Annotated in this window: 25 protein-coding genes and 1 tRNA gene; 10 read left to right on the top strand and 16 right to left on the bottom strand. The window is 73.7% G+C overall.

The genetic code is table 11. From position 1 onward, the window contains the following. The first annotated feature begins 48 nt into the window (after nt 1-48). Nucleotides 49-294 carry a type II toxin-antitoxin system Phd/YefM family antitoxin gene (locus NH342_RS10620; RefSeq protein WP_253014589.1) on the top strand — a complete coding sequence of 82 codons (246 nt, stop codon included), beginning with the start codon at nt 49-51 and terminating at the stop codon, nt 292-294. Then, nucleotides 291-542 (top strand): Txe/YoeB family addiction module toxin, encoded by a 252-nt coding sequence (locus NH342_RS10615; RefSeq protein WP_253014587.1) that lies wholly within the window; start codon nt 291-293, stop codon nt 540-542. Before NH342_RS10620 ends, NH342_RS10615 begins: the two co-directional genes overlap by 4 nt. A 57-nt stretch (nt 543-599) precedes the next feature. On the opposite strand, the gene NH342_RS10610 is transcribed toward NH342_RS10615, so the two are convergent. From NH342_RS10610 to NH342_RS10575, 8 genes are all read right to left on the bottom strand, one after another. Continuing rightward, a complete protein-coding gene (locus NH342_RS10610) occupies nt 600-1,610 on the bottom strand; it encodes a zinc-binding dehydrogenase (protein WP_253014585.1) in 1,011 nt (336 codons plus the stop codon). 9 nt (nt 1,611-1,619) lie between these two features. Continuing rightward, a complete protein-coding gene (locus tag NH342_RS10605; RefSeq protein ID WP_253014583.1) occupies nt 1,620-3,326 on the bottom strand; it encodes a DUF885 domain-containing protein in 1,707 nt (568 codons plus the stop codon). 44 nt (nt 3,327-3,370) lie between these two features. Next, nucleotides 3,371-4,852, bottom strand: coding sequence for a glycosyltransferase (locus NH342_RS10600; protein ID WP_253014581.1), 1,482 nt, complete (start codon nt 4,850-4,852; stop codon nt 3,371-3,373). Beyond that, nucleotides 4,849-5,532 carry a hypothetical protein gene (locus tag NH342_RS10595; protein ID WP_253014579.1) on the bottom strand — a complete coding sequence of 228 codons (684 nt, stop codon included), beginning with the start codon at nt 5,530-5,532 and terminating at the stop codon, nt 4,849-4,851. Before NH342_RS10595 ends, NH342_RS10600 begins: the two co-directional genes overlap by 4 nt. Before the next feature lie 273 nt (nt 5,533-5,805). Then, on the bottom strand, nt 5,806-7,287 hold the full coding sequence (locus tag NH342_RS10590) for a glycosyltransferase family 2 protein (protein WP_253014577.1): 1,482 nt from the start codon (nt 7,285-7,287) through the stop codon (nt 5,806-5,808). Continuing rightward, on the bottom strand, nt 7,284-7,949 hold the full coding sequence (locus tag NH342_RS10585) for a hypothetical protein (protein WP_253014575.1): 666 nt from the start codon (nt 7,947-7,949) through the stop codon (nt 7,284-7,286). Before NH342_RS10585 ends, NH342_RS10590 begins: the two co-directional genes overlap by 4 nt. Before the next feature lie 265 nt (nt 7,950-8,214). Then, a complete protein-coding gene (locus NH342_RS10580) occupies nt 8,215-10,815 on the bottom strand; it encodes a bifunctional FO biosynthesis protein CofGH (RefSeq protein WP_253014573.1) in 2,601 nt (866 codons plus the stop codon). Between the two features lie 18 nt (nt 10,816-10,833). Beyond that, complete coding sequence (locus NH342_RS10575) at nt 10,834-11,337, bottom strand: flavin reductase family protein (protein ID WP_253014571.1); 504 nt, start codon at nt 11,335-11,337, stop codon at nt 10,834-10,836. A 33-nt stretch (nt 11,338-11,370) separates the two neighbouring features. Between NH342_RS10575 and NH342_RS10570 the strand changes: the two genes are divergently transcribed. After that, nucleotides 11,371-12,789, top strand: a complete 1,419-nt coding sequence (locus NH342_RS10570; RefSeq protein ID WP_253014569.1) for an NAD(P)/FAD-dependent oxidoreductase — start codon at nt 11,371-11,373, stop codon at nt 12,787-12,789. On the opposite strand, the gene NH342_RS10565 is transcribed toward NH342_RS10570, so the two are convergent. After that, nucleotides 12,786-13,571 (bottom strand): transglutaminase family protein, encoded by a 786-nt coding sequence (locus tag NH342_RS10565; RefSeq protein WP_253014567.1) that lies wholly within the window; start codon nt 13,569-13,571, stop codon nt 12,786-12,788. The genes NH342_RS10570 and NH342_RS10565 overlap by 4 nt on opposite strands. 43 nt (nt 13,572-13,614) lie before the next feature. On the opposite strand from NH342_RS10565, the gene NH342_RS10560 reads away from it, so the two are divergent. After that, complete coding sequence (locus NH342_RS10560; RefSeq protein ID WP_253014565.1) at nt 13,615-14,433, top strand: SGNH/GDSL hydrolase family protein; 819 nt, start codon at nt 13,615-13,617, stop codon at nt 14,431-14,433. Here NH342_RS10560 and NH342_RS10555 read toward each other — a convergent pair. Then, a complete protein-coding gene (locus NH342_RS10555) occupies nt 14,376-16,109 on the bottom strand; it encodes an EAL domain-containing protein (protein ID WP_253014563.1) in 1,734 nt (577 codons plus the stop codon). The genes NH342_RS10560 and NH342_RS10555 overlap by 58 nt on opposite strands. 199 nt (nt 16,110-16,308) lie before the next feature. Between NH342_RS10555 and NH342_RS10550 the strand changes: the two genes are divergently transcribed. Further along, nucleotides 16,309-17,385 (top strand): alkene reductase, encoded by a 1,077-nt coding sequence (locus tag NH342_RS10550; RefSeq protein ID WP_253014550.1) that lies wholly within the window; start codon nt 16,309-16,311, stop codon nt 17,383-17,385. Nucleotides 17,386-17,456: 71 nt separating this feature from the next. Next, entirely contained in the window at nt 17,457-18,476 is a 1,020-nt protein-coding gene (locus tag NH342_RS10545) for an LLM class flavin-dependent oxidoreductase (protein WP_253014548.1), read from the top strand. 47 nt (nt 18,477-18,523) lie between these two features. On the opposite strand, the gene NH342_RS10540 is transcribed toward NH342_RS10545, so the two are convergent. Together NH342_RS10540 and NH342_RS10535 are read right to left on the bottom strand one after the other, a co-directional pair. Next, on the bottom strand, nt 18,524-18,823 hold the full coding sequence (locus NH342_RS10540) for a Fe-S cluster assembly protein HesB (RefSeq protein WP_253014546.1): 300 nt from the start codon (nt 18,821-18,823) through the stop codon (nt 18,524-18,526). Nucleotides 18,824-18,995: 172 nt separating this feature from the next. After that, nucleotides 18,996-19,068: transfer RNA gene (locus tag NH342_RS10535), tRNA-Arg, on the bottom strand. Between the two features lie 174 nt (nt 19,069-19,242). On the opposite strand from NH342_RS10535, the gene NH342_RS10530 reads away from it, so the two are divergent. Continuing rightward, nucleotides 19,243-19,734, top strand: a complete 492-nt coding sequence (locus NH342_RS10530) for a single-stranded DNA-binding protein (protein ID WP_253014544.1) — start codon at nt 19,243-19,245, stop codon at nt 19,732-19,734. A gap of 150 nt (nt 19,735-19,884) precedes the next feature. Further along, complete coding sequence (gene ettA, locus NH342_RS10525; protein WP_253014542.1) at nt 19,885-21,555, top strand: energy-dependent translational throttle protein EttA; 1,671 nt, start codon at nt 19,885-19,887, stop codon at nt 21,553-21,555. 37 nt (nt 21,556-21,592) lie between these two features. Here ettA and NH342_RS10520 read toward each other — a convergent pair whose 3' ends face one another. Continuing rightward, entirely contained in the window at nt 21,593-22,006 is a 414-nt protein-coding gene (locus NH342_RS10520; RefSeq protein ID WP_253014540.1) for a protein-tyrosine phosphatase family protein, read from the bottom strand. A 32-nt stretch (nt 22,007-22,038) separates the two neighbouring features. On the opposite strand from NH342_RS10520, the gene NH342_RS10515 reads away from it, so the two are divergent. Continuing rightward, complete coding sequence (locus tag NH342_RS10515) at nt 22,039-22,461, top strand: thioesterase family protein (protein WP_253014538.1); 423 nt, start codon at nt 22,039-22,041, stop codon at nt 22,459-22,461. Here NH342_RS10515 and NH342_RS10510 read toward each other — a convergent pair. Genes NH342_RS10510 through NH342_RS10500 form a run of 3 tightly spaced genes read right to left on the bottom strand, consistent with a single transcriptional unit; the run spans nt 22,397 to nt 24,389 of the window. Beyond that, nucleotides 22,397-23,098, bottom strand: a complete 702-nt coding sequence (locus NH342_RS10510) for an energy-coupling factor transporter transmembrane protein EcfT (RefSeq protein WP_253014536.1) — start codon at nt 23,096-23,098, stop codon at nt 22,397-22,399. The genes NH342_RS10515 and NH342_RS10510 overlap by 65 nt on opposite strands. Beyond that, entirely contained in the window at nt 23,095-23,829 is a 735-nt protein-coding gene (locus NH342_RS10505) for an energy-coupling factor ABC transporter ATP-binding protein (RefSeq protein ID WP_253014534.1), read from the bottom strand. Before NH342_RS10505 ends, NH342_RS10510 begins: the two co-directional genes overlap by 4 nt. Further along, nucleotides 23,826-24,389: a biotin transporter BioY gene (locus NH342_RS10500; RefSeq protein WP_253014532.1), complete on the bottom strand. Its 564-nt coding sequence runs from the start codon at nt 24,387-24,389 to the stop codon at nt 23,826-23,828. The genes NH342_RS10505 and NH342_RS10500 overlap by 4 nt, the downstream gene beginning before the upstream one ends. A 351-nt stretch (nt 24,390-24,740) precedes the next feature. On the opposite strand from NH342_RS10500, the gene NH342_RS10495 reads away from it, so the two are divergent. After that, nucleotides 24,741-25,109, top strand: a complete 369-nt coding sequence (locus NH342_RS10495) for a hypothetical protein (RefSeq protein ID WP_091063390.1) — start codon at nt 24,741-24,743, stop codon at nt 25,107-25,109. Nucleotides 25,110-25,326: the final 217 nt, after the last annotated feature.

The raw sequence follows: 25,326 nt of genomic DNA, 5'->3' as shown, positions 1-25,326 counted from the left end.
GCATGAGTGGCGGTACAGTTTCTGGTACCACTCGTCGATGGAGGTCCTGTGTCCGTCACCGCCAGCGAAGCACGGCAGCGTCTCTTCCCGCTGATCCAGGAGGTCAACGAGGACCAGACAGCCGTCGAGATCGTGTCCAAGAACGGCACGGCCTTCCTCGTGTCGGAGGACGAGTACCGCTCCTTGAAGGAGACGGTGTTCCTGCTGCAGTCACCGGCCAACGCGGCACATCTGCGCGAGAGCCTCGCCCAGGCGCGGTCCGGTGACGTGCAGGAGCGCGACCTGCTGTCGTGAGGGTGGTGTTCACCCCGAACGGCTGGGCCGACTACTCGTCTTGGTCGGGTGACCGGAAGACCCTGACCAGGCTGAACCGACTGATCACGGAGGCGGCCCGTGACCCGGCGACGGGCACGGGCAAGCCCGAGAGGCTGCGCGGCGACCTGTCGGGATGCTGGTCCCGCCGCATCGACCAGGAACACCGGCTGGTGTACCTCGTCGAGGGCGAGGACCTCGTGGTCCTGCAGGCCCGCCGCCACTACTGACCGCAGGAGGACCCGCCGCGGGGGCGCCTGCCCCGCGCCCCCGCGGCGGACCTGGCTCTAGGCGGTGACGTCGACGAGCACCTTGCCGACGGCGGCGTCCTGCACGGCCCGGTGCGCCGCGGCCGTCTCGGCCAGCGGGTAGGTGTGCAGCGGCAGCCCGGCGTCCTCGCCGACCCGGATGGCCCCGGCGGCCAGCGCGCTGGTGATGTCGGCGACCGCCTGCGCCTTGGCCTCGGCCGGGGCGGTGTAGACCAGCACGAACTGGAACCGGGTGTTGAGCGCCATGAACGCCCGGGTGGGCGCGCTGAACTCCGGTCCGCCGTCGTCGGCGTAGATCGCGATCGAGGCGTGCTGCGCGACCACCTTCGTGTCCACCTCGGCATTGGCCCGGATCGACACCTCGACCACCGCCTGCACGCCGTCCGGTGCGATCTCCCGGACCCGGGCGGCGACGTCCTCCCGCGTGTAGTCCACGACGTGCTGGGCGCCGGCGGCCCGGGCGAGGGCGGCCTTCTCGGGTGAGCTGACCGTGGTGACGACCACGGCGCCGGCCCAGCGGGCGAGCTGGATCGCGGCGTTGCCGACGGCGCCCGCGCCACCCTGCACCAGCACGGTGCGGCCGGTGAGCGACCCGGGCTCCAGGCGCCGGGGCAGGTGCTCGGCGACGGTGAGGCATCGGTGGGCGGTCATGAACGGGATGCCCAGCGCCGCACCGAGCTCGAACGGGTGGTCGCCGAGCGGCACGGCCTGCTCGGCCCGGACGACGGTGTGCTCGGCCGCGGTGCCGAGGCGTCGCTCCCACGCGGCCTCCCACACCCACACCCGCTCGCCGACCCGCGCCGGGTCCACGCCCTCGCCGACGGCGTCCACGGTGCCGGCGCCGTCCTGGTTCGGGGTCTGGGGGGCGTCACCGGGGTCGGCGGTGCTGCGGCGCTTCCAGTCGGTGGGGTTGACGCCGGAGACCGCGAGCGCGACGCGGACCTCGCCCGGGCCGGGCTCGGGGAGCGGCTGGTCGGTCAGCTGCAGGACCTCGGGACCGCCGGGCTCGGTGTAGGTGATCGCGCGCACGGGCTCTGCCTACCAAGCCGCACCCCCGACCGCATCCCCGGGCCGCCTGCGGGTGCCCTGGAGACGGGCGAGCTCCTCGGTGAGCGGGCCCAGCCCCAGCGGGCCGAGGTCCAGGACGGCGTGGTGCCAGGCCGTGAGGTCGAAGGCGTCGCCGTGCCGGGCCCGGGCCTCCTCCCGCGCAGCGAGGAAGACCCGCTCGCCGACCTTGTAGACCGGCGCCTGCCCGGGCCAGCCCAGGTAGCGGTGCAGCTCGTCGACCAGCATCTGGTCCTGCATCGACACGTGGTCGCGCAGGAAGCGCAGGGCGACGTCGTAGCTCCACCGGTCGGCGTCGACGCCGTGCCCGGCGGGGATGGGCAGGTCCAGGTGCACGCCGATGTCGAGCACGACGCGGGCGGCCCGCAGCTCCTGCGCGTCCAGCATGCCCAGCCGGTCACCCGGGTCGTCCAGGAACCCGAGCTCGCCCATCAGCCGCTCGGCGTACAGCGCCCAGCCCTCGGCGTGCGCGGAGCAGGCGAGCAGGAGCCGCTGCCACCGGTTGAGCGAGGCGGCGTTGTGCACGGTCTGCCCGATCTGCAGGTGGTGGCCGGGGACGCCCTCGTGGAAGACGGTGGTGGTCTCCCGCCAGGTGGTCATCTCGTCCACCCCGTCGGGCAACGACCACCACATGCGGCCGGGCCGGGTGAAGTCCTCGCTGGGGGCCGAGTAGTAGACGCCCGCGCCCGAGGTCGGGGTCAACCGGCCCTCGATCCGGCGCACCGGACCGGCGATCTGGAAGTGCACCCCGTCCAGCGCCGCGACGGCCCGGTCGGCGGTGTCCTGCAGCCACCGCTGCAGCGCCGCCCGACCGCGGACGAGACGGGCGGGGTCGGCGTCCAGGGCGGCCATCGCCCCCGCGACGCCCTGCCCGGGTGCGATGGTCTCGGCGACGGCGGCCTTCTCGGCGACGACCCGGGCGAGCTCGGACCAACCCCAGGCGTAGGTCTCCTCCAGGTCCAGCGCCGTGCCGGTGTGGAACCGGGACTCCATCGCGTAGCGCTCGCGGCCCACGGCGTCGGCCTCGGGGGCCCGGGGCAGCAGGGAACGCTCGACGTGGTCGGCGAAGCGCAGGAAGGCATCGTGCGCGCCGTCGGCGGCGGGTCGCAGCCGGTCGGCCAGCTCCGCGGGACCGTCGGCCGCGAAGGCGCTGAAGAAGCCGGGCACGTGGGGCGTGCCGGCCCACCGGCGGGCCTGCGCCGCGGCCAGCCGGACCTGCCGGACGGCGGCCACCCGGCCGGCGTCGGCCGCGGCGTCGAGCCCCTCGAGGTAGCGGTCGACCGCTGCCGGCAGGGCCTCCAGGCGGGCGGCGACCGTCGTCCAGTCCTCGACGGTGTCGACCGGCATCGAGTCGAACGTCTCCCGGAACCCCTGCAGCGGGCACTCGATGGAGTTGAGGTCCGCGTCGGCCCAGCCCGAGTCGTACCGGGCGAGCTCGGCGGACAGGCGCTCCACCATCGCCGCCCGCGCCACTTCCTCGCGGTGCCCCTCCACCGGGCACGCCTGCGCGGCGGCCACGGTCGTGCGGAGCAGGTCGGCCACGGCCGCGTGCCCGGCGGCGGAGTGGTCGGGCCAGCGGTGGTCGTGGCCGCGCACGCCGATGTACGTGGCCACCGTCGGCACGGCGGCCGCGTACTCGTCGACGAACCGGTCGGCCAGCTGTTCCAGGGCGGTGGTCACCGGCCCACCGTAGGGCGGGCCGGTGACCGGTGTCCGGCCCTGCGTCAGACGGTGAAGCCGCGCTGCCGGCGGACCAGCTTCTTGAGCATGAACAGCGTCTGCAGCACGGTCAGCAGGTACAGGACCGGCCACCCGATGGACAGGATGGCGGACTGGATCTGGGTGCTCTGCTGCGTCCAGGCGAAGATCAGGACGGCGAAGGTCGCGGCGGCGCACACCAGCGGCATCACGTACTGGGACCCGCGGCCCCGCTCGGCGGCCGCCTGCGCCGCCCAGTTGTCCTTGTCCGACCGCGCGAAGAACTGCGTCCACGCGCTGAGGAAGTGGCCCATCCGGATCCACATGTACAGCTCCGCCGGGACGACCAGCAACGCGTAGAAGATGTCGGACGCGCTCTTGTCGTGCATGGACGCCACGATGCGCAGGTTCAGCAGCGTCGCGACCGCCGGCGGGATGAGCCAGACCGGGTTGAACACGAACGCGTCGATGGACAGCGCCGCGGCCAGCAGCAGCAGGAACGCCATCCGGCTGACGATGTTGAAGACCATCGAGACGTTCTCGTACCAGCGCAGCCGCAGGTTCGGGTGCAGCGGCTGGCCCTTGGTGTCCCCGCGCTGACCGGGCCACAGCAGGTCGATGCCGCCGAAGTTCCACTTCACCTGCTGGCCGTGCAGCGCCCGCAGGGTCGTCATCGGACCGACGTTGGCGCGGGCGCGGGCGCTGATCTTGGTGCTGTACCCGGCGTCCTTGATCTGCAGGGAGAGCTTGGAGTCCTCGACCTCCGAGTCGCGCACCCACGGTGCCGCCTGGTGGTTGAGGTACATGACCTGCTCGAGCGCGCGGACGCTGAACAACGAGCACTGGCCACCGAGCACGGCCATGTTCCGGCCGCGGACCAGGTTGTCCATGTTGAACCCGGCGAACTGGGCGCGCTGACCGGCGACCAGGAACTTGGCCATCGCGCCCTTGAGCCCGGACTTCTCGAACGAGTAGATGGCCGACAGCCCACCGATGCGCGGATCGGTGACCATCTCCTTCTCCAACCACTCCAGGCAGAAGCGGTCCAGCGTGGTGTCGCCGTCGACGCCGAGGATGTAGTCGTGGCCGCGGCTGACGTAGTAGCCGTAGTTCAGCGCCCCGACCTTGCGGTCGGGGTTCACCCCGATGTCGTGCACGTGCACGACCGTCGTGTACGTCTCGCCCTTGACGACCCGCTCGTGCTGGCCGACGAAGCGACCGGCGACCTCCGCGGTGTCGTCGTCGGTGTTGTTGATGACCACGTGGACGGAGTCCGGCGGCCGGGTCTGGCCGAGGATCGAGGTGAGGACGGCGCCGATGGTCGCCTCCTCGTTGTAGGCCGGGATGACGCAGGCGATGGTCGCGTGGCGACGGCTGCCCGAGTGGCTCCAGGCCGAGAACTGCTCGGGGACCAGCGTGCTGACGTCGGGGACGTCGCCCCCGCTGCGGGCGAGCAGGGTCACCCGGTCGGTGGACCGGCGCATCCCCTGGACGGCGATCTCGGTCATTCGTTCTCCTCGGAAGTGGGGGCGACCAGGGGCAGGACGAGGCTGTCCAGCACGGTCTGGCGGAAGTAGCGCTGGGAGCCGGGCTCGGTCTCCACGAGCAGGTCGAACTGCACGTCGACGGTGACGGTGGAGGTGCCGGCGGGGGAGGCGGGCAGGGACAGCGCCGTCCCGTAGGTGAAGGGGGGCTGGATGGCGAACTCGCCGCTGTCGTCGCTCAGCGAGGTGCGGGTCGTGCCGTCGTCGAGGACGGCCGAGAACCGGGTGACCAGCACCTCGGTCTCCCCGTCGGTGTCACCGCCCTCGAGGTGCGCGGACAGCTGGATCGTCTTCTCGTCCGCCGGTGTCCACGTGGTCGCCTGCTCGGCGGTCCACCAGTCGACGACGAGCTGGAGGTTGCCGGCGGCGAGCACGTGGGTCACGGAGCCGGCGTCCAGGTCACCGGCGGGCCGCGCGGGCGTGGTCGGCGTGACGGGGGCGGCCGCCTCGCGGACGGCGGCCGCCGACGACGGCTCCTCCGGTCCGGCCGACGTGGCGGGGGAGGTGGCGGGGGACGTGGCCACCGACGGGCTCATGCTGACGTCGGGCAGCTGGCAGGCGGACAGGACGCCGGCACTGGCCAGCATCGCGGCGACGAGGACGCCGCGGCGCAACGTCCTGGGCGTTCGGGCAGGGGGGCTCACCGGGGTCTCCTCCGGGTGTCACGGGCGGGGCCGAGCGGCCGCGCGGTGCGCGGCGCACCCGGATCGCCGTCGGCCCGGGCTCGTGCCGCTGACCCTGTGGCAGGCCGCCACCACCGGTCAACGGACCTGCGACCCCGCTGAACCCGTTGGGGTGGTTTCGGGACGTCTTCCACCCGATGGGGGGCCACCCGTTCGACGGCGCCTGTCACCCACCCGGGACGACGGAGGGCCCGCGGTCGACGACCGCGGGCCCTCTGCTCGGTGAGCTGGGGGTCAGACCGTGAAGCCGCGCTGGCGGCGGACCAGCTTCTTGATCATGAACAGCGTCTGCAGCACGGTGATCAGGTACAGCACCGGCCAGCCGATGGACAGGATGGCCGACTGCACGCCCACGCCCTGCTGGCTCCACGCGAAGATCAGCACCACGAAGGTGGCGGCGGCGCAGATCAGCGGCATGACGTACTGCGAGCCCCGGCCGCGCTCGGCAGCGGCCTGCGCGGCCCAGTTGTCCTTGTCCGAGCGGGCGAAGAACTGCACCCACGCCGTGACGAAGTGGCCCATCCGGATCCACATGTACAGCTCGGCGGGGGCCACGAGCAGCGCGTAGAAGAAGTCCGAGGCGCTCTTGTCGTGCATCGAGGTGGCGATCCGCAGGTTCAGCAGCGTCGCGACCGCGGGCGGGATGAGCCAGACCGGGTTGAACACGAACGCGTCGATGGACAGCGCCGCGGCCAGCAGCAGCAGGAACGCCATGCGGGTGGTGATGTTGAAGACCATCGAGATGTTCTCGTACCAGCGCAGCCGCAGGTTGGGGTGCATGGGCTGGCCCTTGGTGTCCCCGCGCTGGCCGGGCCACAGCAGGTCGATGCCGCCGAAGTTCCACTTCACCTGCTGGCCGTGGAGCGCCCGGAGGGTGGTCATCGGGCCCACGAAGGCCCGCGCCCGAGCACTGATCTTGGTGCTGTAGCCGGCGTCCTTGATCTGCAGGGAGAGCTTGGAGTCCTCGACCTCGGAGTCGCGTACCCAGGGCGCGGACTGGTGGTTGAGGTACATGACCCGCTCCAGCGCGCGGACGCTGAACAGCGAGCACTGGCCGCCGAGGACGGCCATGTTCCGGCCGCGGACCAGGTTGTCCATGTTGAACCCGGCGAACTGGGCCCGCTGCCCGGCGACCAGGAACTTCGCCATCGGCCCGGACACCGCGCCCTTGTCGAAGGTGTAGATCGCCGAGAGCCCACCGATGCGCTGGTCGGTGACCATCTCCTTCTCCAGCCACTCCACGCACCGCCGCTCCAGCGTGGTGTCGCCGTCCACGCCGAGGATGTAGTCGTAGCCGCGGCTGACGTAGTAGCCGAAGTTCAGCGCGCCGACCTTCTTGTCGGGGTTCTCGCCGATGTCGTGCACGTAGACGTGGGTCGTGTAGGTCTCGCCCTTGACCACCCGCTGGTGCTCGCCGACGAAGGCCTCGACCACCTCGGGCGTGTCGTCGTCGGTGTTGTTGATGACGACGTGGACGGCGTCCGGCGGCCGGGTCTGGGTCAGGATCGAGGTGAGGACGGCACCGATCGTCGACTCCTCGTTGTAGGCCGGGATGACGCAGCTGATCGTGGCGTGCCGGCGCTGGTCGTCGGAGTGCCGGCCGCCGAACTCGGCCGGCACCAGCAGGCTGATGTCGGGGACGGCGTCGCCGCTGCGGGCGAGCAGGTTGACCCGGTCGGTCGACCGGCGCATGTGGTTGACGACGAGCTCGGTCATCGGTCGGTCTCCTGGGTCAGCAGCGGCAGGTCGAGGGTGTCGATCACGGTCTGCCGGTAGTAGCGGTCGGTGCCACGACCGGTCTCCACCAGCAGGTCGAACTGGACGGTGACGGTCACCGAGGCGGCCGCCGGGTCGGTCGGGGGCAGCTCGAGGGCGGTGCCGTAGGTGAAGGGCGGCTGCAGGGCGAACTCGCCCCGGTCGTCGACGACGGTGCTGCGGGCGGTGCCGTCGTCGAGGACGGCGGAGAACCGGGTGACCAGCACCTCGATGCTGCTGGCGGTGGACTCCTCGCCCTCCAGGTGCGCCGAGAGCTGGATCGACTTGGTGTCCGCCGGGGTCCACGCGACGGCCTGCTGGGTCGTCCAGTAGTCGATGACGAGCTCGCGGTCCCCGGCCGGCTGCACGTGGGTGACCGAGCCGGCGTCGAGGTCGCCGGACGGCCGGTCGGCGGCCGCGGCGACCGGTTCGGCCGTCGGGGTGGCCGCCGCCGACGACGACGGGGAGGCAGTGGCCTCCGGTGATGAACCGGGGACGCCGGGGCTCATGCTCACGTCGGGCAGCCAGCAACCGCTGAGCACGCCGAGGGCGAGGGGCAGGGCCAGGAGCCCGGTCAGGGCTCGGCTGCCGCGGGGACGGGATCGGCGGGACGCTCTCCGCACGCGTGCTTCTCCTTCAGCCGCGGTGGGTCGCCGCGGTCACGGCGGGGGACGCACCTGTCCTGTCGAACGTCCCCCGGGACAAGCGGGGGCGGCGCCGCCCCCGTCGACAAGTCGACACGACGATGTGACCCTGCGTCAGGGCTGTCAACGGGTCCCGGCGCGCCTCGATTCAGCGGTGGCGCAGCGCAGTCATCCCGTGCTGCAGGGTGCAACCCGTACCGGCAGGCAGCCGTCTCAGTGACGCTGCGTAGTCGTGCGGCGGCGGTCAGGCGGGGGTGATCTGCAGGGTGAGCGCGCGGCGGCCGGCGTCGGAGCGGGCGGTGGCCAGCCGCTCGGCGCTCGGCGTCCCGTAGTCCGTGGTGCGCTGGCGGGCGGGGCGGCCGATGGCGGCGGCCATCGCCTCGAGCTCGGCGATGGTCTTCAGCGAGCCGTTCTCGCTGCCGGCCATCCGGCTGATGGTCTCCTCCATCAGCGTGCCGCCGAGGTCGTCCGCGCCGCCGGTGAGCACGACCTGGGTGCCGGCGTCGCCGAGCTTGACCCAGGAGGTCTGGATGTGCGGGATGCGGCCGTGCAGCAGAAGGCGGGCGACGGCGTGCACGGCCCGGTTCTCCCGCATCGTCGGGCCGGGGCGGGCGACGCCGGCGAGGTAGACCGGGGAGTTGTGGTGCACGAAGGGCAGCAGCACGAACTCGGCGAACCCGCCGGTGCGGTCCTGCAGCGCGGCCAGGGTGCGCAGGTGGGCGACCCAGTGGTGGGGGGCGTCGACGTGGCCGTACATCATCGTCGAGGTCGAGGGGATGCCGACCTCGTGCGCGGTCTGCACGATCTCCAGCCAGGTCGCGGTCGGCAGCTTGCCCTTGGTCAGCACCCAGCGGACGTCGTCGTCGAGGATCTCCGCCGCGGTGCCCGGGATGGAGTCCAGCCCGGCCTCCTTGGCGGCGAGGAGGAACTCGCGGAAGGACAGCCCGGTGCGGGCGGCGCCGTTGACGATCTCCATGGGTGAGTAGGCGTGCAGGTGGATGCCGGGCTGCCGCCGCTTGACCTCCCGGGCGAGGTCGAGGTAGGCGGTGCCGGGCAGGTCGGGGTGGATGCCGCCCTGCATGCAGATCTCGGTGGCGCCGCCGGCCCAGGCCTCGTCGACCCGGTCGCCGACCTGCTCCAGGGAGAGGGTGTAGGCGTCGGCGTCGGTGCGCCGCTGGGCGAAGGCGCAGAACCGGCAGCCGGTGTAGCAGACGTTGGTGAAGTTGATGTTCCGGTTCACCACGTAGGTGACGTCCTCGCCCACGGTGTCCCGGCGGACGGCGTCGGCCAGCGCGGCCAGCGCGTCCAGGTCGGGGCCGTCGGCGCCCAGCAGCGCCAGGTACTGCGCGTCGGTCAGCCCGGCGGGGTCGGCCTCGGCGCGGGCGAGGGCGGCGTGCACCTCGGGGTCGCCCGCCGGCAGGGCGGTGGAGGCCCCGGACCGCGCGGCCACCGTGCGGTCGCGCAGCTCGGACCAGTCGCCGTAGACGGCGTCGAAGTCGCCGCGCCGGTCGGTCGTGCGGCCCTCGGTGTCGATGGCGGTGTGCAGGTCGACCCGGCCGCTGGCGGTCCAGGCGTCGTCGGGCTCCTGCCAGGGCAGCCCGACCGGGACCCGGCCCTCGACCGCCAGGCCGTCGGGCCCGGCGAGCGCCGTGACGTGCGGTCGCACCCGGGGGTCCAGCCACGGCTCGGGTGCGGTGACGTAGCCGGGCTGGGCGGCCAGCCGCTCGCGCAGGGTGAACCCGGCCTCGGCCGTCAGCGCGGTGAGGGTGTCGATGTGCGGCCACGGCCGCTCGGGGTTGACGTGGTCGGGCGTCAGCGGGGAGACCCCGCCCCAGTCGTCGACACCGGCGCGCAGCAGCAGGCCGAGCTCGGCGCGGTCGGTGAGGTTGGGGGGCGCCTGCACCCGGTGCCGGGGGCCCAGCAGCAGGCGGGTGACGGCGACCGCGGCCAGGAACTCCTGCAGCGCGAGGTCGTCGGCGGCGGCCATCGCCGTCCGCCGCTTGGCCCGGAAGTTCTGCACGATCACCTCCTGCACGTGCCCGTGCCGCTGCGCGGCCTCCCGGATGCGCAGCACGGCGTCCACCCGCTCCGCGGGGGTCTCGCCGATGCCCAGCAGCACGCCGGTGGTGAACGGGACGGCGGAGCGGCCGGCGTCCTCGATGACGCGCAGCCGCACGGCGGGGTCCTTGTCGGGGGAGCCGAAGTGCGGGCCGCCGGGCTCGCTGAACAGCCGGGTGGCACTGGTCTCCAGCATCATGCCCATCGACGCCGACACCGGCTTGAGCCGCTGGATCTCCTCCCACGACAGCACCCCGGGGTTGAGGTGCGGCAGCAGCCCGGTCTCCTCCAGCACCCGGATCGCCATAGCCCGCAGGTAGCCCAGCGTCGACTCGTAGCCGTGCGCCTCCAGCCACTGCGCCGCGACCGGCCAGCGGTCCTCGGGCCGGTCGCCCAGGGTGAACAGCGCCTCCTTGCACCCCAGCGCTGCGCCCTCGCGGGCGATCTGCAGCACCTCGTCGGGGGACAGGAACGGGGCCTTGCCGTCGGCGCGCAGCTGCCCCGGGGTGGTCACGAACGTGCAGTAGTGGCAGCGGTCGCGGCACAGGTGGGTCAGCGGGACGAACACCTTGCGGCTGTAGGTGACCGTGCCCGGGCGGCCGGCCGAGGCCAGCCCCGCATCGCGGACCCGGCCGGCCGCGGTGAGCAGCCGGTCCAGCGGCTCGCCCTCGCCGAGGCCACGGGCGGACAGCAGCACCTCGGCCTCGGTCGCGTCGAGGGTGGCGCCCCGCTCGGCGCGGACCAGGGCCCGGCGGACGGCGGACTCGGAGAACGGTGCGTCGGTCATCGCCCTCCAGTGAACTCCTCAGGTACGACGGAACGCGCGGCCGGTGCCGTCGGTCCAGCGCCCGCGCAGCCGCAGCAGGGGTTCGCGGGTCTCCTCCAGCACCGGGACGTCGACCACCTCCAGCAGCACCACGGTGTGGTCACCGGCCTCCACCAGCCGGTCGACCCGGCAGTCCAGCGCCGCCACCGCGCGCTCCAGCACGATGCCGCCGCTGTGCTCGGCCCGCCGCCAGGGCACGGTCTCCAGCAGGTGCCGGGCGCCGGGCCGGCCGGCCGAGGCGAACCGGCTGGCCACCATCTCGTGCTCGGCGGCCAGGAAGGTCAGCGCACCCGAGCCCACGGTCCCCAGCACCTCCAGCGGGTAACCGCGGGTGGTCAGGGACAGCCCGACCAGCGGCGGATCCGTCGACACGCTCATCACGGAGGTGACCGTCGTCCCCACGTCGTCGATGTCGTCGCGCACGCACAGCAGCGCGACCCCGGCCGCGTACTGGCGCAGGGCGGCGCTGAACTCGACCGGCATGCGACCAGTCCAGCACACCGCCAGGATGGGCCGGTGAGCGCAGAGCAGACCTTCGACGTGGTCGTGATCGGGGCCGGCTCGACCGGCGAGAACGTGGCCGACACCGTGGTGCGGGGCGGGCTGAGCGCCGCGCTGGTGGAGAGCGAGCTGGTCGGCGGCGAGTGCTCCTACTGGGCGTGCATGCCCAGCAAGGCGCTGCTGCGGGGCACCGAGGTGCTCGAGGAGGCCCGTGCGGTCCCCGGCGCCGCCGCGGCGGTCACCGGCGAGCAGGACGTCGCCGCCACCCTCGAGCGGCGCAACTCCTTCACCAGCAACTGGGACGACTCCGGCCAGGCGCAGTGGGTCGACGGGGCCGGCATCACCCTGGTCCGCGGGGTCGGCCGGCTCGACGGCGAGAAGCGGGTGGTCGTCACCTCCTCCGACGGCACGCAGACCGTGCTGCTGGCGAACCACGCCGTGGCGGTGTGCACCGGCTCGGCCGCCGCCGTCCCGCCGGTGGAGGGCATCGAGGACGTCGACGTGTGGACCGCCCGCGAGGCCACGAGTGCGCAGGAGGCCCCCGGCCGGCTGGTGATCCTGGGCGGCGGCGTGGTCGGCACGGAGATGGCCACCGCGTGGTCGGCGCTGGGCTCGCAGGTCACGCTGCTGCAGCGCGGTGACCGGCTGCTGGCCGGGCAGGAGCCCGAGGCCGGCGACGCGGTCGCGGAGTCGCTGCGCGGGCGCGGTGTCGACGTCCGGCTGGGCACCTCGGTGTCGGCCGTGCGGAAGGACGGCGAGGACGTCGTCGTGGTCACCGGCGCCGGCGAGGTCCGCGGCGACCGGTTCCTCGTCGCCGCGGGCCGGAAGGCGCGCACCGAGGGCCTCGGGCTGGAGACCGTCGGGCTGACCCCGGGGGAGTACCTCGACGTCGACGACTCGTTGCGGGTCCGCGGCCTGGACTGGCTGTACGCGATGGGCGACGCCAACGGCCGGGCGCTGCTCACGCACATGGGCAAGTACCAGGCCCGGCAGGGCGGTGCGGCGATCGTCGCCCGGGCGCAGGGCCACCAGGTGTCGCTAGCCGACTGGTCGCAGTTCGTGGCCACCGCCGACACCGCGGCCGTCCCGCAGGTCACCTTCTCCGTCCCGCAGGTCGCCTCGGTGGGCATCACCGCCGAGCAGGCGGCCGACCGCGGGCTGCCGCACACCGTCGTCCGGTACGAGCTGGGGGACGTGGCCGGGTCGGCGCTGTTCGCCGACGGGTACGCCGGGAAGGCCGTCGCCGTCGTCGACACCGAGCGGGAGGTGCTGCTCGGCGTCACCTTCGTCGGGCCGGGCGTCTCGGAGATGCTGCAGGCGGCGACCATCGCGGTCGTCGGGGAGGTGCCGATCAGCCGGCTCTGGCACGCCGTGCCGGCCTACCCGACGATGAACGAGGTGTGGCTGCGCCTGCTGGAGACCTACCGCGGCTAGGGCAGCGGGAAGGGCTCGTCGGAGGGGGCCGGGAGGTCGCCGTCGACGGTGGCGGTGACCGACATCCGGCCCAGCGTGGCCCGGCCGCCGAACAGCGACAGGAAGGCGGTGTCGGCGGCGTCCCGGCCGTGGCAGATGCGCACCAGCGAGGACGTCGGCGCCAGCCGGGTGGGGTCCACCGTCTTCCACACCCCGTCGACGTCGGCCTCCACGACGGCGTGGAAGTCCATCGGCGACAGGCCGGGGGCGTAGACCGCCACCAGCCGCGCCGGCACCTCCAGGGCGCGCAGCAGCATCACCGTCAGGTGCGTGTAGTCCCGGCACACGCCGGAGCCGGCCAGCAGGGTGTCGATGGCGGTGTCGACCGGGCGGCTGGCCCCGGAGACGTAGACGAGCCGGTCGGTGACCCACGAGGCGACGGTGCGCACCAGCGCGGCGCGGTCGGTGTCCTGGTCGAACTCCCGGGCGGCGTAGCCCTCCACCTGGTCCGAGGGGCAGTACCGCGAGGGCCGCACGTACTCGGCCCGGTCGGCCGCGGTGACCTCGAGCGGGTCGCCGCCGGACTCCACCGTCGCGGTGTAGGCGATGGAGGTCTCGCCGGCGGCCAGCTGCAGCTCGTGCACCCGGGCGCCGTGCACCTGGGTCTCCTCGGCGCTGCGCGGCCGGCCCGCCGACACGATGGTCAGCTCCTCGGTGGTCGGGGAGGCGACGGCGACCTGCAGCAGCGCCCGGGTCGGGACCGGGGTGGACACGGTCAGGGTGCAGGCGACGTCGGTGCGCATGGGTGTCGATCATCCCCGGTGGCGCCCAGGAGAGGATGCACCGGTGGCGTGGCACCGGTACGTGGCGGTCGGGGACTCCTTCACCGAGGGCGTCGGCGACCCCGGCCCGGACGGCGGGTTGGTCGGCTGGGCCGACCGGCTGGCCGTGCTGCTGGCCGACGCGCCGGGCGGGGTGGAGTACGCCAACCTGGCGATCCGCGGTCGGCTGCTGCGCCAGGTCGTCGACGAGCAGCTGCCCGCCGCCCTGGAGCTGCGCCCGGACCTGGTGAGCATCGTCGCCGGTGGCAACGACCTGCTGCGGCCCGGGGCCGACCCCGATGCGCTGGCCGCGGTGATGGAGGACGCCGTGGCGGCGCTGCGCGCCGGCGGGGCCGACGTCCTGCTGGCCACCGGGGTCGACCCCCGCGCGACGCCGCTGATCGCCCGCACCCGCGGCCGGTCGGCGGTCTACAACGCCCACCTGTGGTCGATCGCGGCCCGGCACGGTGCCCACGTGCTGGACCAGTGGGGTGCGGCCTGGGTGCAGGACGCCCGGGTGTGGGACGTCGACCGGCTGCACCTGGCGCCCGAGGGCCACCGGCGGACGGCGCTCGCCGCCGCGGCCGCCCTGGGCCTGGACGTCGACCCGGCGTGGGCGGTGCCCCTGGACCCGGCCCCGCCGGTGCCCCGCCGCGAGCGGGTCGCCACCGAGGCGGCGTGGCTGCGGTCCTTCGTGGTCCCCTGGGTGGGCCGCCGGCTGCGCGGCCGGTCCTCCGGGGACGGCCGGACGGCGAAGCGTCCGGTGCCCACCCCCGTCGGACCGGCTCAGACGGAGGCGGCCTCCGGGCTGGCCGGCAGCGGGGCCGGCCTGCCGAACGCGTAGCCCTGGGCCATCGTGCAGCCGTGGTCGCGCAGCCACGTGGCCTGGTCCTCGTCCTCGATGCCCTCGGCGATGACCTCCAGCCCCATGCCCTGGCCCAGCTGCAGCAGACCCTGCACCAGCGCGGCGGTCGAGGGCTCGGTGACCACGTCGGCGACGAACGAGCGGTCGATCTTGACCGTGTGGATGGGCAACCGGTGCAACGCGGTGATCGCGGAGTAGCCGGTGCCGAAGTCGTCCAGCGCGAGGGTCACCCCGCTGGCGGTCACCTCCGACACCGACCGCAGGGTCGCCTCGGCGGCGAACAGCGCGGTGGACTCGGTGATCTCCAGCTCCAGCCGGCCGGACTCCAGCCCGGACTCCTCCAGCGCCGCGGCCACCAGGTCGGAGAACCCGGGCTCGGCCAGGTGCCGGGCGGAGATGTTGACGTGCACCCGCAGGTCGGGGTCCCACCCGGCCGCGTCGGTGCAGGCCTGGCGCAGCACCCAGGCGCCGAGCTTGGAGGTCAGCCGGTTGTTCTCCGCGGCCTCCAGGAACGCCCCCGGCGGCAGCAGGCCGCGGGTGGGGTGCTGCCAGCGGATGAGCGCCTCGTAGCCCAGCAGCGTCTCGTCCGACAGCGCGACGATGGGTTGGTAGAACAGCCGCAGCTCGCCGGCGTCCACCGCGTGCCGCAGGTCGCTCTCCAGCTGCAGCTGGTCGACGTCGCCGTCGGCGAGGGCCTCGTCGTGCACCTCGACCCGGCCGCGACCGCCTCCGGCCTTGGCCCGGGTCAGTGCGCCGTGCGCCTGCTTGAGCAGCGCGTCGGGGGCGGCGTCCAGACCCAGGGTCAGGCCCATGCTGGCCGAGAGCACGATCTCGCGGTCGTTGACGTGGAAGGGGTCGTCGAGCACCCGCATCAGCCGCTCGGCCAGCGTGCGCAGGCCCTCGATGTCGTCGACCTCCTCGGCGAGCACGAGGAACTCGTCGGCGCCGAGCCGGACGGCGGTGTCCTCGACCCTGGTGGACCAGCGCAGCCGGTCGGCGACCTGGCACAGCAGCTGGTCGCCGGCCTCGTGGCCGAGGGAGTCGTTGACCGCCTTGAACCGGTCCAGGTCGAGGTAGACCAGGCCGACCGGGCCCCCGCGGCGGCGGGAGAGGTTGAGCGCGTGCTGGAGCCGGTCGGTGAGCGAGCGGCGGTTGGGCAGCCCGGTCAGCGGGTCGGTGAGCGCCCGGCGGACCAGGTCCTCCTCGGCGCGGCGGCGGTCGGTGACGTCGACCAGGCTCAGCACGACGAAGTGCGGGTCGCCGTTGGTGCGGTGCACCAGCTCGCGGGCCTGCTGCACCCAGACGGTGCTGCCGTCGGCGCGCTGCAGGCGGCGCTCGCCGAGCACCTCCAGGTGCGGGTCCAGCGGGGTCGCACCGGGGACGGCGACGGCGGGCTCGTCCTCGAGCGGGATGTCGTCGGGATGGGCCAGCAGGTCCAGGTGCCGGCCGATGAGCTCCTCGGCCGTGCGGCCGGTGAGCGCGCACAGGGCGGGGTTGACGACCAGGATCCGGCCCTCGACGTCGACGACGGCCTTGCCGATCGGGGCGGAGAGGAACAGCGCGCGGAACAGCTGCCCGCGGTCGGCCAGCAGGGTGTCGACCGCCCGGGGCCCGGTGGGGGAGCCCGGGGAACCGGGCGCGGCGGAGAGGCTCACCGGCACACTGTGGCGCATCGGCCACGTTCTGTGGTGCAGGTTCCCCGGGTGCGTCGCGACCGAGCCGTGCGGTTCCGTCACTGTCTGTGCCGTGAGTGGCCCTCTGTGGCAGATGTGGTGGTGGGGGTCGGGTCAGAGTGTGGCCGGGCTCGCACCCCCGGTCCGGAATCGTCCCGGCGCCGGAGCCGCTGCCCCGGGCATGGACCTGTTCTCCCCCGTGCAGCTCGGCGACCTCGAGCTCGCCAACCGCGTCGTGATGGCCCCGCTGACCCGCATGCGCTCCGGTGCCGCCGGGGTGCCCGGTGACCTCGTCGTCGAGCACTACGCGCAGCGCGCCGGCCTCGGCCTGATCATCACCGAGGGCACCTACCCCAGCCACGAGTCCCGGTCCTACCCGGGCCAGCCGGGCATCGTCACCGACGACCAGGCCGCCGGCTGGTCCCGGGTCGCCGAGGCCGTGCACGCCCGCGGCGGCAAGGTGTTCATGCAGGTGATGCACGGTGGGCGGGTCTCGCACACCGCCATCACCGGCACCGAGCGGATCGTGGCGCCCTCGGCCATCGCCGTCCCGGGCGAGGCGCACACCCCCGAGGGCAAGCAGCCCTACCCGGTGCCGCACGCGCTGACCACGGAGGAGGCCGTCGCGGTCAAGGCGGAGTTCGTCGCCGCGGCCCGCCGCGCCGTCGACGCCGGTCTGGACGGCGTCGAGCTGCACGCCGCCAACGGCTACCTGCTGCACGAGTTCCTCGGTGTCGACTCCAACACCCGCACCGACGTCTACGGCGGCAGCCCGCAGGCCCGGGCGCGCTTCGTCGTCGAGGTCGCCACCGAGGTCGCGGCGGAGATCGGCGCGGCCCGCACCGGCATCCGGATCTCGCCGCAGCACGGGGTGCAGGGCATCCAGGAGCCCGACGCCTCCGACGTCGAGGCCACCTACGGTGCACTGGTCGACGCGATCGCACCGCTGGGCCTGGCCTACCTCTCGGTGCTGCACCGCGAGCCCGCGGGTGCGCTGGTGCAGGACCTGCGGCGCCGCTTCGGCGGGACCTTCATGGTCAACACCGGGTTCGCCACCCCGACCGAGCGCGAGGAGGCCGTCTCCTACGTCGCCGACGACCTCGCCGACGTCGTGGCCGTGGGCCGGGCGGTCATCGCCAACCCCGACCTGGTCGAGCGCTGGGTGGGCGGCTACCCGGAGAACGCCCCGGACGCCTCGACCTTCTACGGCGCCGGGCCGAAGGGGTACACCGACTACCCGACCCTCGCCGGGGCCTGACGCCCATCTGGTTGAACGTTGGAATACCCTGTCCGCCCCAGGCGCTGCACGGGGCGGACAGGGAGGACCCCATGGACAAGAAGATCGGTTTCCTGAGCTTCGGGAACTGGAACCCCGGGCACGGGTCGCGGGTGCGCACCGGCCGCGAGGCGCTGGTGCAGAGCGTCGAGCTCGCGGTCGCCGCGGAGGAGCTCGGGCTGGACGGCGCGTTCTTCCGCGTGCACCACTTCGCCCGCCAGCTGGCTGCGCCGTTCCCGCTCTTGGCCGCCGTCGCCGCCCGCACCTCGCACATCGAGATCGGCACCGGCGTCATCGACATGCGGTACGAGAACCCGCTGTACATGGCGGAGGAGGCGGCCATCACCGACCTGCTCGCCGACGGGCGGCTGCAGCTGGGCATCAGCCGGGGGTCACCGGAGACCGCGCTGCGCGGCGCGACCGCGTTCGGTTACCGCTTCGACGACGACGGCGGTGCGACGGCGCGTCAGCACACCGAGCTGTTCCGTGCCGCGATCGCCGGCGCGGGGGTGGTCGACGCCGACCCGCGGATGACCGGGGGCGTCACCGGCCGGCTGGGGATCCAGCCACGGTCCGAGGGCCTGCCCGAGCGCATCTGGTGGGGGTCGGGGACCCGCGAGACCGCGGTGTGGACCGGTCAGCAGGGCATGAACCTGATGAGCTCGACGCTGCTCACCGAGGACACCGGCATCCCCTTCGACGAGCTGCAGGCCGAGCAGATCGCCCGCTTCCGGTCCGCGTTCGCCGACGCCGGGTGGGACCGCGAGCCCCGCGTCTCGGTCAGCCGCAGCGTGATGCCGGTGACCACCGACGAGGACCGGGTGTACTTCGGCGACCGGTCCGGTGAGGACCAGGTCGGCATCCTGGACGGCATGCGGTCACGCTTCGGCAAGACCTACGCCGGCCCGCCGGACCAGCTGGCCGAGGAACTGGCGAAGGACGCCGCCGTGCGCGAGGCCGACACGCTGCTGCTGACCGTCCCCAACATGCTCGGCGTCGACTACAACGCCCGGCTGCTGGAGACCGTCGTCCGCGAGGTCGCCCCCGCGATCGGCTGGTCGCCCGCGCGCTGAGCGCGCCCGGTGCGGGGACCCCGGTCCGGGGTCCCCGCACCCGCGGCTCAGGGCTGCTCGCGCAGGCCGAACTGCAGACGGCCCTCGGCGTCGGCGGCGGCGTCGAGGGTCTTGCCGGCCAGCGCGGCCGAGGCCGGTCCGTCCAGGAAGACGCGCGCGCCGCGGCCGTCGGTGCCGGGGGCCTCCACGACGTCGTCGGCGGGCTCGGGCGCGGCGGCCAGGGTGAGCTCCAGCTCTGGACCGGGCTGGGCGGAGTCGCTGATGCGCAGCCCCGCGTCGGCGGGGGCCTGCGCACCCTCCACCAGGGTGGCGATCGCGGTGGCGGCGTTCTCGGTCAGGGTGAGCACGGGTCGCTGTCCTCTCGACGTCCTGCTGGTGCGTACGGGAGCCATCGACCGTGCCAGCCGCCGGCCGCCGCGTCGAACCGGCACGGCTGACCCCGGACACCTCCGGTGCTGGTCAGGTGGCCGACACGCCTGCACCGCGCGGGCTGCGACCGGGCGTGTCCGGCGGGACGGGTGCGCCCGGCAGGAATCGAACCTGCGACCAAGGGATTAGAAGGCCCCTGCTCTATCCGCTGAGCTACGGGCGCTCGGCGGCGCCGATCATCCCACCCGCCCTACACGGTCGGGCGGCGCCGTGCTGGCCGGCGTCCACAACCCGGGTGCCCGTCCACAGATCCTGGCTGCGGTCCCCGCCCTGGGTCGCCCGGCGGGACGGTGTCGGCGTCCGGCCACCGGGGCCGGCCGACCCCTGGAGGAGCACCGTGAGCAGCATCCCCGTCACCGTGATCGGCAACGTCGTCGACTCGCCCGTCCGCCGCCGCGCCGGCAACGGCGAGGTGACCAAGTTCCGGCTGGCCTCGACCGAGCGGCGTGTCGATGCCGCCACCGGCCAGTGGGTGGACGGCGACACCTTCTACGTCGACGTCGACGCCTGGAACACCCTCGGCGGCAACGTCTCCGCCGGTGTGGTCAAGGGTGACCCCGTGGTGGTCATCGGCCGCATCTCGACCTCGGAGTACGAGGTGGACGGCGCCAAGCGCAGCCGCACGGTCATCAAGGCCTCCCTCGTGGGGCACGACCTGAGCCGCGGCAGCGCGACCTTCAAGCGCACGCCCCGGAACCCGGAGGTCGCCGCGCCCGGGCCTGCGGACCCCAGCAACCCGCTCGACGACGGGGCCACGCTCGACGACGGGGCTCCGCTGGACGACCGGGCCGCGGCCGAGGCCGGTGACCTCGTCGACGCCCCGTTCTGACCCGACGCAGCCGGGGCCGGCCGACCGGCCGGTCCCGGCGCCCGCGGGGTTGCCCGGGGCTGGGAGACTGGGGGCAGGCGTGTCGTGGCGACCGGGTGTCGCCCCCGCCGACCAGCCCAGCTCGATCCCCGAAGACGACGGAAGGCTCCCGTGGCCCAGTACATCTACTCCATGGTGCGTGCCCGCAAGGCGCACGGCGACAAGGTCATCCTCGACGACGTCACCCTGGCGTTCCTGCCCGGCGCCAAGATCGGCGTCGTCGGCCCCAACGGCGCCGGCAAGTCGACCGTCCTGAAGATCATGGCCGGCCTGGAGCACGCCTCCAACGGCGACACCGTGCTCGCCCCGGACGCCACCGTCGGCATGCTGCAGCAGGAGCCGCCGCTGGACGAGGAGCTCGACGTGCGCGGCAACGTCGAGGAGGCCGTCAAGGACCTCCGCGCGGCGCTGACCCGCTTCGAGGAGGTCAGCGCGGCGATGGGCGAGCCCGACGCCGACTTCGACTCCCTCCTCGCCGAGCAGGGCGAGCTGATGGAGGTCATCGAGAACGGCGACGGGTGGGAGCTGGACAACCGCATCGAGCAGGCCATGGACGCGCTGCGCTGCCCGCCCGGCGACGCCGACGTGAAGGTCCTCTCCGGCGGTGAGCGCCGCCGCGTGGCGCTGTGCAAGCTGCTGCTCGAGGCGCCGGACCTGCTGCTGCTCGACGAGCCCACCAACCACCTCGACGCCGAGTCGGTGGCCTGGCTGGAGGCGCACCTGGAGAAGTACGCCGGCACCGTCGTCGCGGTCACCCACGACCGGTACTTCCTGGACAACGTGGCCCAGTGGATCCTCGAGCTCGACCGCGGCCGGGCCTACCCCTACGAGGGCAACTACTCCACCTACCTGGAGACCAAGGCCGCGCGCCTGAAGGTCGAGGGGGCCAAGGACGCCAAGCGGGCCAAGCGCCTCAAGGACGAGTTGGAGTGGGTGCGCTCGGGTGCCAAGGCCCGCCAGGCCAAGAGCAAGGCCCGCCTGGCCCGCTACGAGGAGATGGCCGCGGAGGCCGACAAGTTCCGCAAGCTCGACTTCGAGGAGATCCAGATCCCGCCGGGCCCCCGGCTGGGCAACGTGGTCATCGAGACCGAGAAGCTGGTCAAGGGCTTCGGCGACCGGGTCCTCATCGACGGCCTGAGCTTCAGCCTCCCCCGCAACGGCATCGTGGGCGTCGTCGGCCCCAACGGCGTCGGCAAGACCACGCTGTTCAAGATGCTGGTCGACCAGGAGGAGCCCGACGCCGGCGAGATCAAGGTCGGCGAGACGGTCAAGATCGCCTACGTCGAGCAGAACCGCAGCGGCATCGACCCGGCCAAGAGCCTGTGGGAGGTCGTCTCCGACGGCCTGGACCACATCAAGGTCGGCAACGTCGAGATGCCCTCGCGGGCCTACGTCTCGGCGTTCGGGTTCAAGGGCCCCGACCAGCAGAAGAAGGCCGGGGTGCTCTCCGGCGGCGAGCGCAACCGGCTCAACCTCGCGCTGACCCTCAAGCAGGGCGGCAACCTGCTGCTGCTGGACGAGCCCACCAACGACCTGGACACCGAGACGCTGACCAGCCTGGAGAGCGCGCTGCTGGAGTTCCCCGGCTGCGCCGTGGTGGTCAGCCACGACCGGTGGTTCCTCGACCGCGTGGCCACCCACATCCTGGCCTACGAGGGCGACTCGACGTGGTTCTGGTTCGAGGGCAACTTCGAGGACTACGAGAAGAACAAGGTCGAGCGGCTGGGTGCCGAGGCGGCGCGCCCGCACCGGGCGACCTACCGCAAGCTGACCCGCGACTGAGCAGGAGGGGCGCTCCCGCCGGGAGCGCCCCTCCTCCTCAGGGGGTCCAGCGAGCGACGAACCGGCGCTGCCGGGGTGTCTCGACGGCCCGCGGCCGGTAGTGGGCGCGCACCCAGCTCACCGCCTCCGCAGGTGGGACGCCGTCCAGCACTGCCAGGCAGGCCAGCGCCGTGCCCGAGCGCCCGGTGCCGCCGGCGCAGGCGACCTCGACCTGCTCGCTGCCCGACCGGTCCAGCAGGTCGCGCAACGCCGCGCGCAGGTCGTCGGCGGAGCGGGGCAGGCGGAAGTCGGGCCACGCCACCCAGCGGTGCGGCCACGGCACCGGCCGGTCGCGGCCCAGCAGCACCAACCCGAACCCCGGGGCGGGCAGGTCCTGCCGCAGCCCCCGGCCGCGCACCCGGCGGCCCGAGGGCAGCTGCACCACCCCCGGGGCGCCCGCCGGCCACGTCACCGCGCCACCGTAGGCCGGTACGGTGCGGCCCCGTGAGGTTCACGGTGCAGGTCCCCATGCGCTGGTCGGACATGGACGCCTACCAGCACGTCAACAACGTGGCGTTCCTCGGCTACTTCGAGACCGCCCGGGTGGCGCTGTTCTTCGACCAGCCCACCCACGACGAGAAGACCGGCATGCGGCGCGGCCTGGTCGTGCACTCCCACCAGGTCGCCTACCGCCGGCCGGTCGTCTACGACGCCGAGCCGCTCACCGTGCAGATCTGGGTCTCCGGCATCCGCGCGGCCTCCCTGACCTGCCACTACGAGCTGTTCGACCACGGCGTCCTCGCGGTCACCGGCAGCACGGTGCTGGTGCCCTACGACTTCGCCCTCGAGCGCCCCCGCCGGATCACGCCGGAGGAGAAGGTGTTCCTGGCCCGCTGGCTGGACGACGAGGGGGACGGCGCCCCCTGACCCGCTCGGCCGGGGCGTCGGCCCCACGGGCGTCCAGTGCCTCGGCGAGCGTGTGCGCCAGCACCAGCAGCTGCACCAGCAGCGGCACCGCGGTGCGGGCCAGCGCCCGCGGGCCCCGGGTGGCCCCGCCCCGGGCCGCCTGCGCCTCCCGGATCCGCGCCGCGCGCTCGCCCAGCACCGGCACGAACCGCAGCGCCAGCGCCACCAGCAGTCCGATGCGGGCCGGCCGGACGCCGAGGACCCGCAGCGGCGAGCACACGGCCTCCACCACCGCGACCATCTCCGAGACCCGGCAGGTGGCGGTGACGACGGCGGCGGCGAGCACGAGCACCAGCAGCCGGACGACGGTCAGCCCGCCGTCGACGAGACCGACCCGCCAGCCCTCGACGAGGACGCGCACGACCAGCACCGCCACCAGGAACCAGGCGACCGCCCGGGCCTGCGCCACGAGCACCGACGCGGGCAACCGCGCCGCCCCCAGCCCCACCAGCAGCACGAGGGCCAGCCCGCCGAGCACCACCGGCCAGGACGACAGCACGAACAGCGCCACGCTGCCGGCGGCGAGGACGAGCAGCTCCAGCCAGGCCGGTGCCCGGTGCACCGGGCTGGCGCGCGGGACGTAGAGGGCCAGGGTCATGGCCGCGCGGCCATCAGCTCGCGGTAGCGGGCCAGGGCCGGTGCCGGGGCGTCGTCGGCGACCACGGTGCCGCCGTCCACGACCAGCACCCGGTCGAAGTCCGCCAGCAGGTCCAGGTCGTGGCTGACGACCAGCACCTGCTCCTCCAGCGAGGCCACCAGCTCGGCGACCCGGCGGGTGTTGACCAGGTCCAGCAGGGTGGTCGGCTCGTCGAACACGACCCGGGCCGGGCGCATCACCAGCACCCCGGCGATGGCCAGCAGCTGCTTCTGCCCGCCCGAGAGCAGGTGGGCGGGGTGGTCGGCGTGCCCGGCCAGGCCGAACCGTTCCAGCGCGGCCTGCACCCGCACCTCCCGCTCGGCGGCCGGCACGCCCTGGTTCACCAGCCCGAAGGCGACGTCCTCGGCGACCGTGGGGTGCACGATCTGGGCGTCGGGGTCCTGGAAGACGAACCCGACCCGCCGACGGACGGCGGTCAGCTGGGTGGCCGTGGACAGCCCGTCCACCAGCACCTCGCCCTCGGTGGGCAGCACCAGGCCGTTGAGCAGCCGGGCGAAGGTCGACTTGCCCGACCCGTTCGCACCGACGACGCCGATGCGGCGCTCGGTGAGCCGCAGGTCCAGGTCGTGCAGCACCGCGCGCTGGGCGTAGGCGTGCCCGACGCCGCGCAGCTCGATGCCCCGGGTGGGGTCGGCGACCGCGGCCCCGGCGGCCGGGCGCCGTCGCCTCACGAGGCAGGTGCCGCCCGGCGCGGCCGCTCGATGACCGGGTAGGCCCGGCGGACCTGGACGGCGACCACGGAGGCGATGACCACCTTCACCGCGTCGCCGACCAGGAAGGGTGCCGCACCCGTGGCCAGCGCGACCCCCGGGGAGAGGTCCAGGACCAGGGCCAGCACCGGCACGCCGACGGCGTAGACCACCACGATGCCGCCCACGACGTTGGCCAGCACCGCCCACCCCAGGGTGTACCGGGACCATGCCCACTCGGTGATCGCCCCGATCACCGCGGCGGCGAACGGCCAGGCGAGCAGGTACCCCGCGGTCGGGCCGGCGAAGACCGCCAGCCCCCCGCCACCACCGGGCAGCACCGGCAGCCCGACGGCGACCAGCACCAGGAACAGCGCCAGGGCGAGGAAGCCTCGGCGGGCGCCCAGCACGGACCCGGCGAGCATCACGCCCAGCGTCTGCGCGGTGATCGGCACCGGACCCACGGTGATCGCCGGGACCAGCCCGAGCACCGCGGTGAGCGCGGCGAACAGGGCCACGTAGGCGAGGTCGCGGGTCTTCATGGGGTCCTCCGGCGTGCAGCGGCGTCGACCGCGGAAGGTAGCCGAGGGCGGTCCGTCGTCCGACCCCGGGCCTCCCCGCAGGCTGACCTGGGGGTTACCCAGCAAGGTTGCCCGAGCGCGCAGCGTGAGGTTGGCTGAGAGGCACGGGGTCCGCGACGGAACGGCGAAGAGGGAATGGCGTCGGCATGGTGGTCCTCCTGGTGGCAGCGCGTGCGGGCCGTGGACCGCCCCCCGACCGACCACCCACCCCCTCCGCGGACCGCTCCCGGACCGGCGGCACCGGCCGCCGTCCCTCCCCCCAGCGCCGCCCCTGCGCGGCCTGACCACCCAGAGACGACAGGAGTCCACCTCATGGCACAGCTCGACACCGTCATCGCCTCGCTGCTCGAGATCGAGGGCGCCAGCGGCGCGGCGATCGTCGACGCCGACAGCGGCATGGCCCTCGCGGCCGGCGGCAGCCCCGGCTTCGACCTCAACGTCGCGGCGGCCGGCAACTCCAACGTGGTGCGCGCCAAGCTGCGCACGATCGGCGACCTCGAGCTCAACGACGAGATCGAGGACATCCTGATCACGCTCAAGGGCCAGTACCACCTGATCAACGTGCTGCAGGGCGCCGGCAACGCGGGCCTGTTCATCTACCTGGTGCTCAACCGCGCCACCGCGAACCTGGCGCTGGCCCGGCACAAGCTGCGCGCGGTCGCCAAGGACGTCAACGTCTGACCCCCGCACCCCCAGCGATGATCAGGGGGGTTGATCGAAGTCCGTCCTCCTGCGCCAGATCTCGCGCAGGAGGACGGACGACGATCAACCCCGGTGGGTTCAACCGGTCGTTGCATCACCGGTTGGTTGAGGGGCTGAGAGTAGGTCGTTGAGGGCTTCTGCGGGGGTTCTCCATCCGAGGGTCTGGCGGGGTCGTCCGTTGAGTTCGGCGGCGACC

The sequence above is a fragment of the Klenkia sp. PcliD-1-E genome, from assembly GCF_024124375.1.
In the GTDB taxonomy this organism is placed as follows: Bacteria; Actinomycetota; Actinomycetes; order Mycobacteriales; family Geodermatophilaceae; genus Klenkia.
This window is presented reverse-complemented; position numbering and strand designations above follow the sequence as displayed.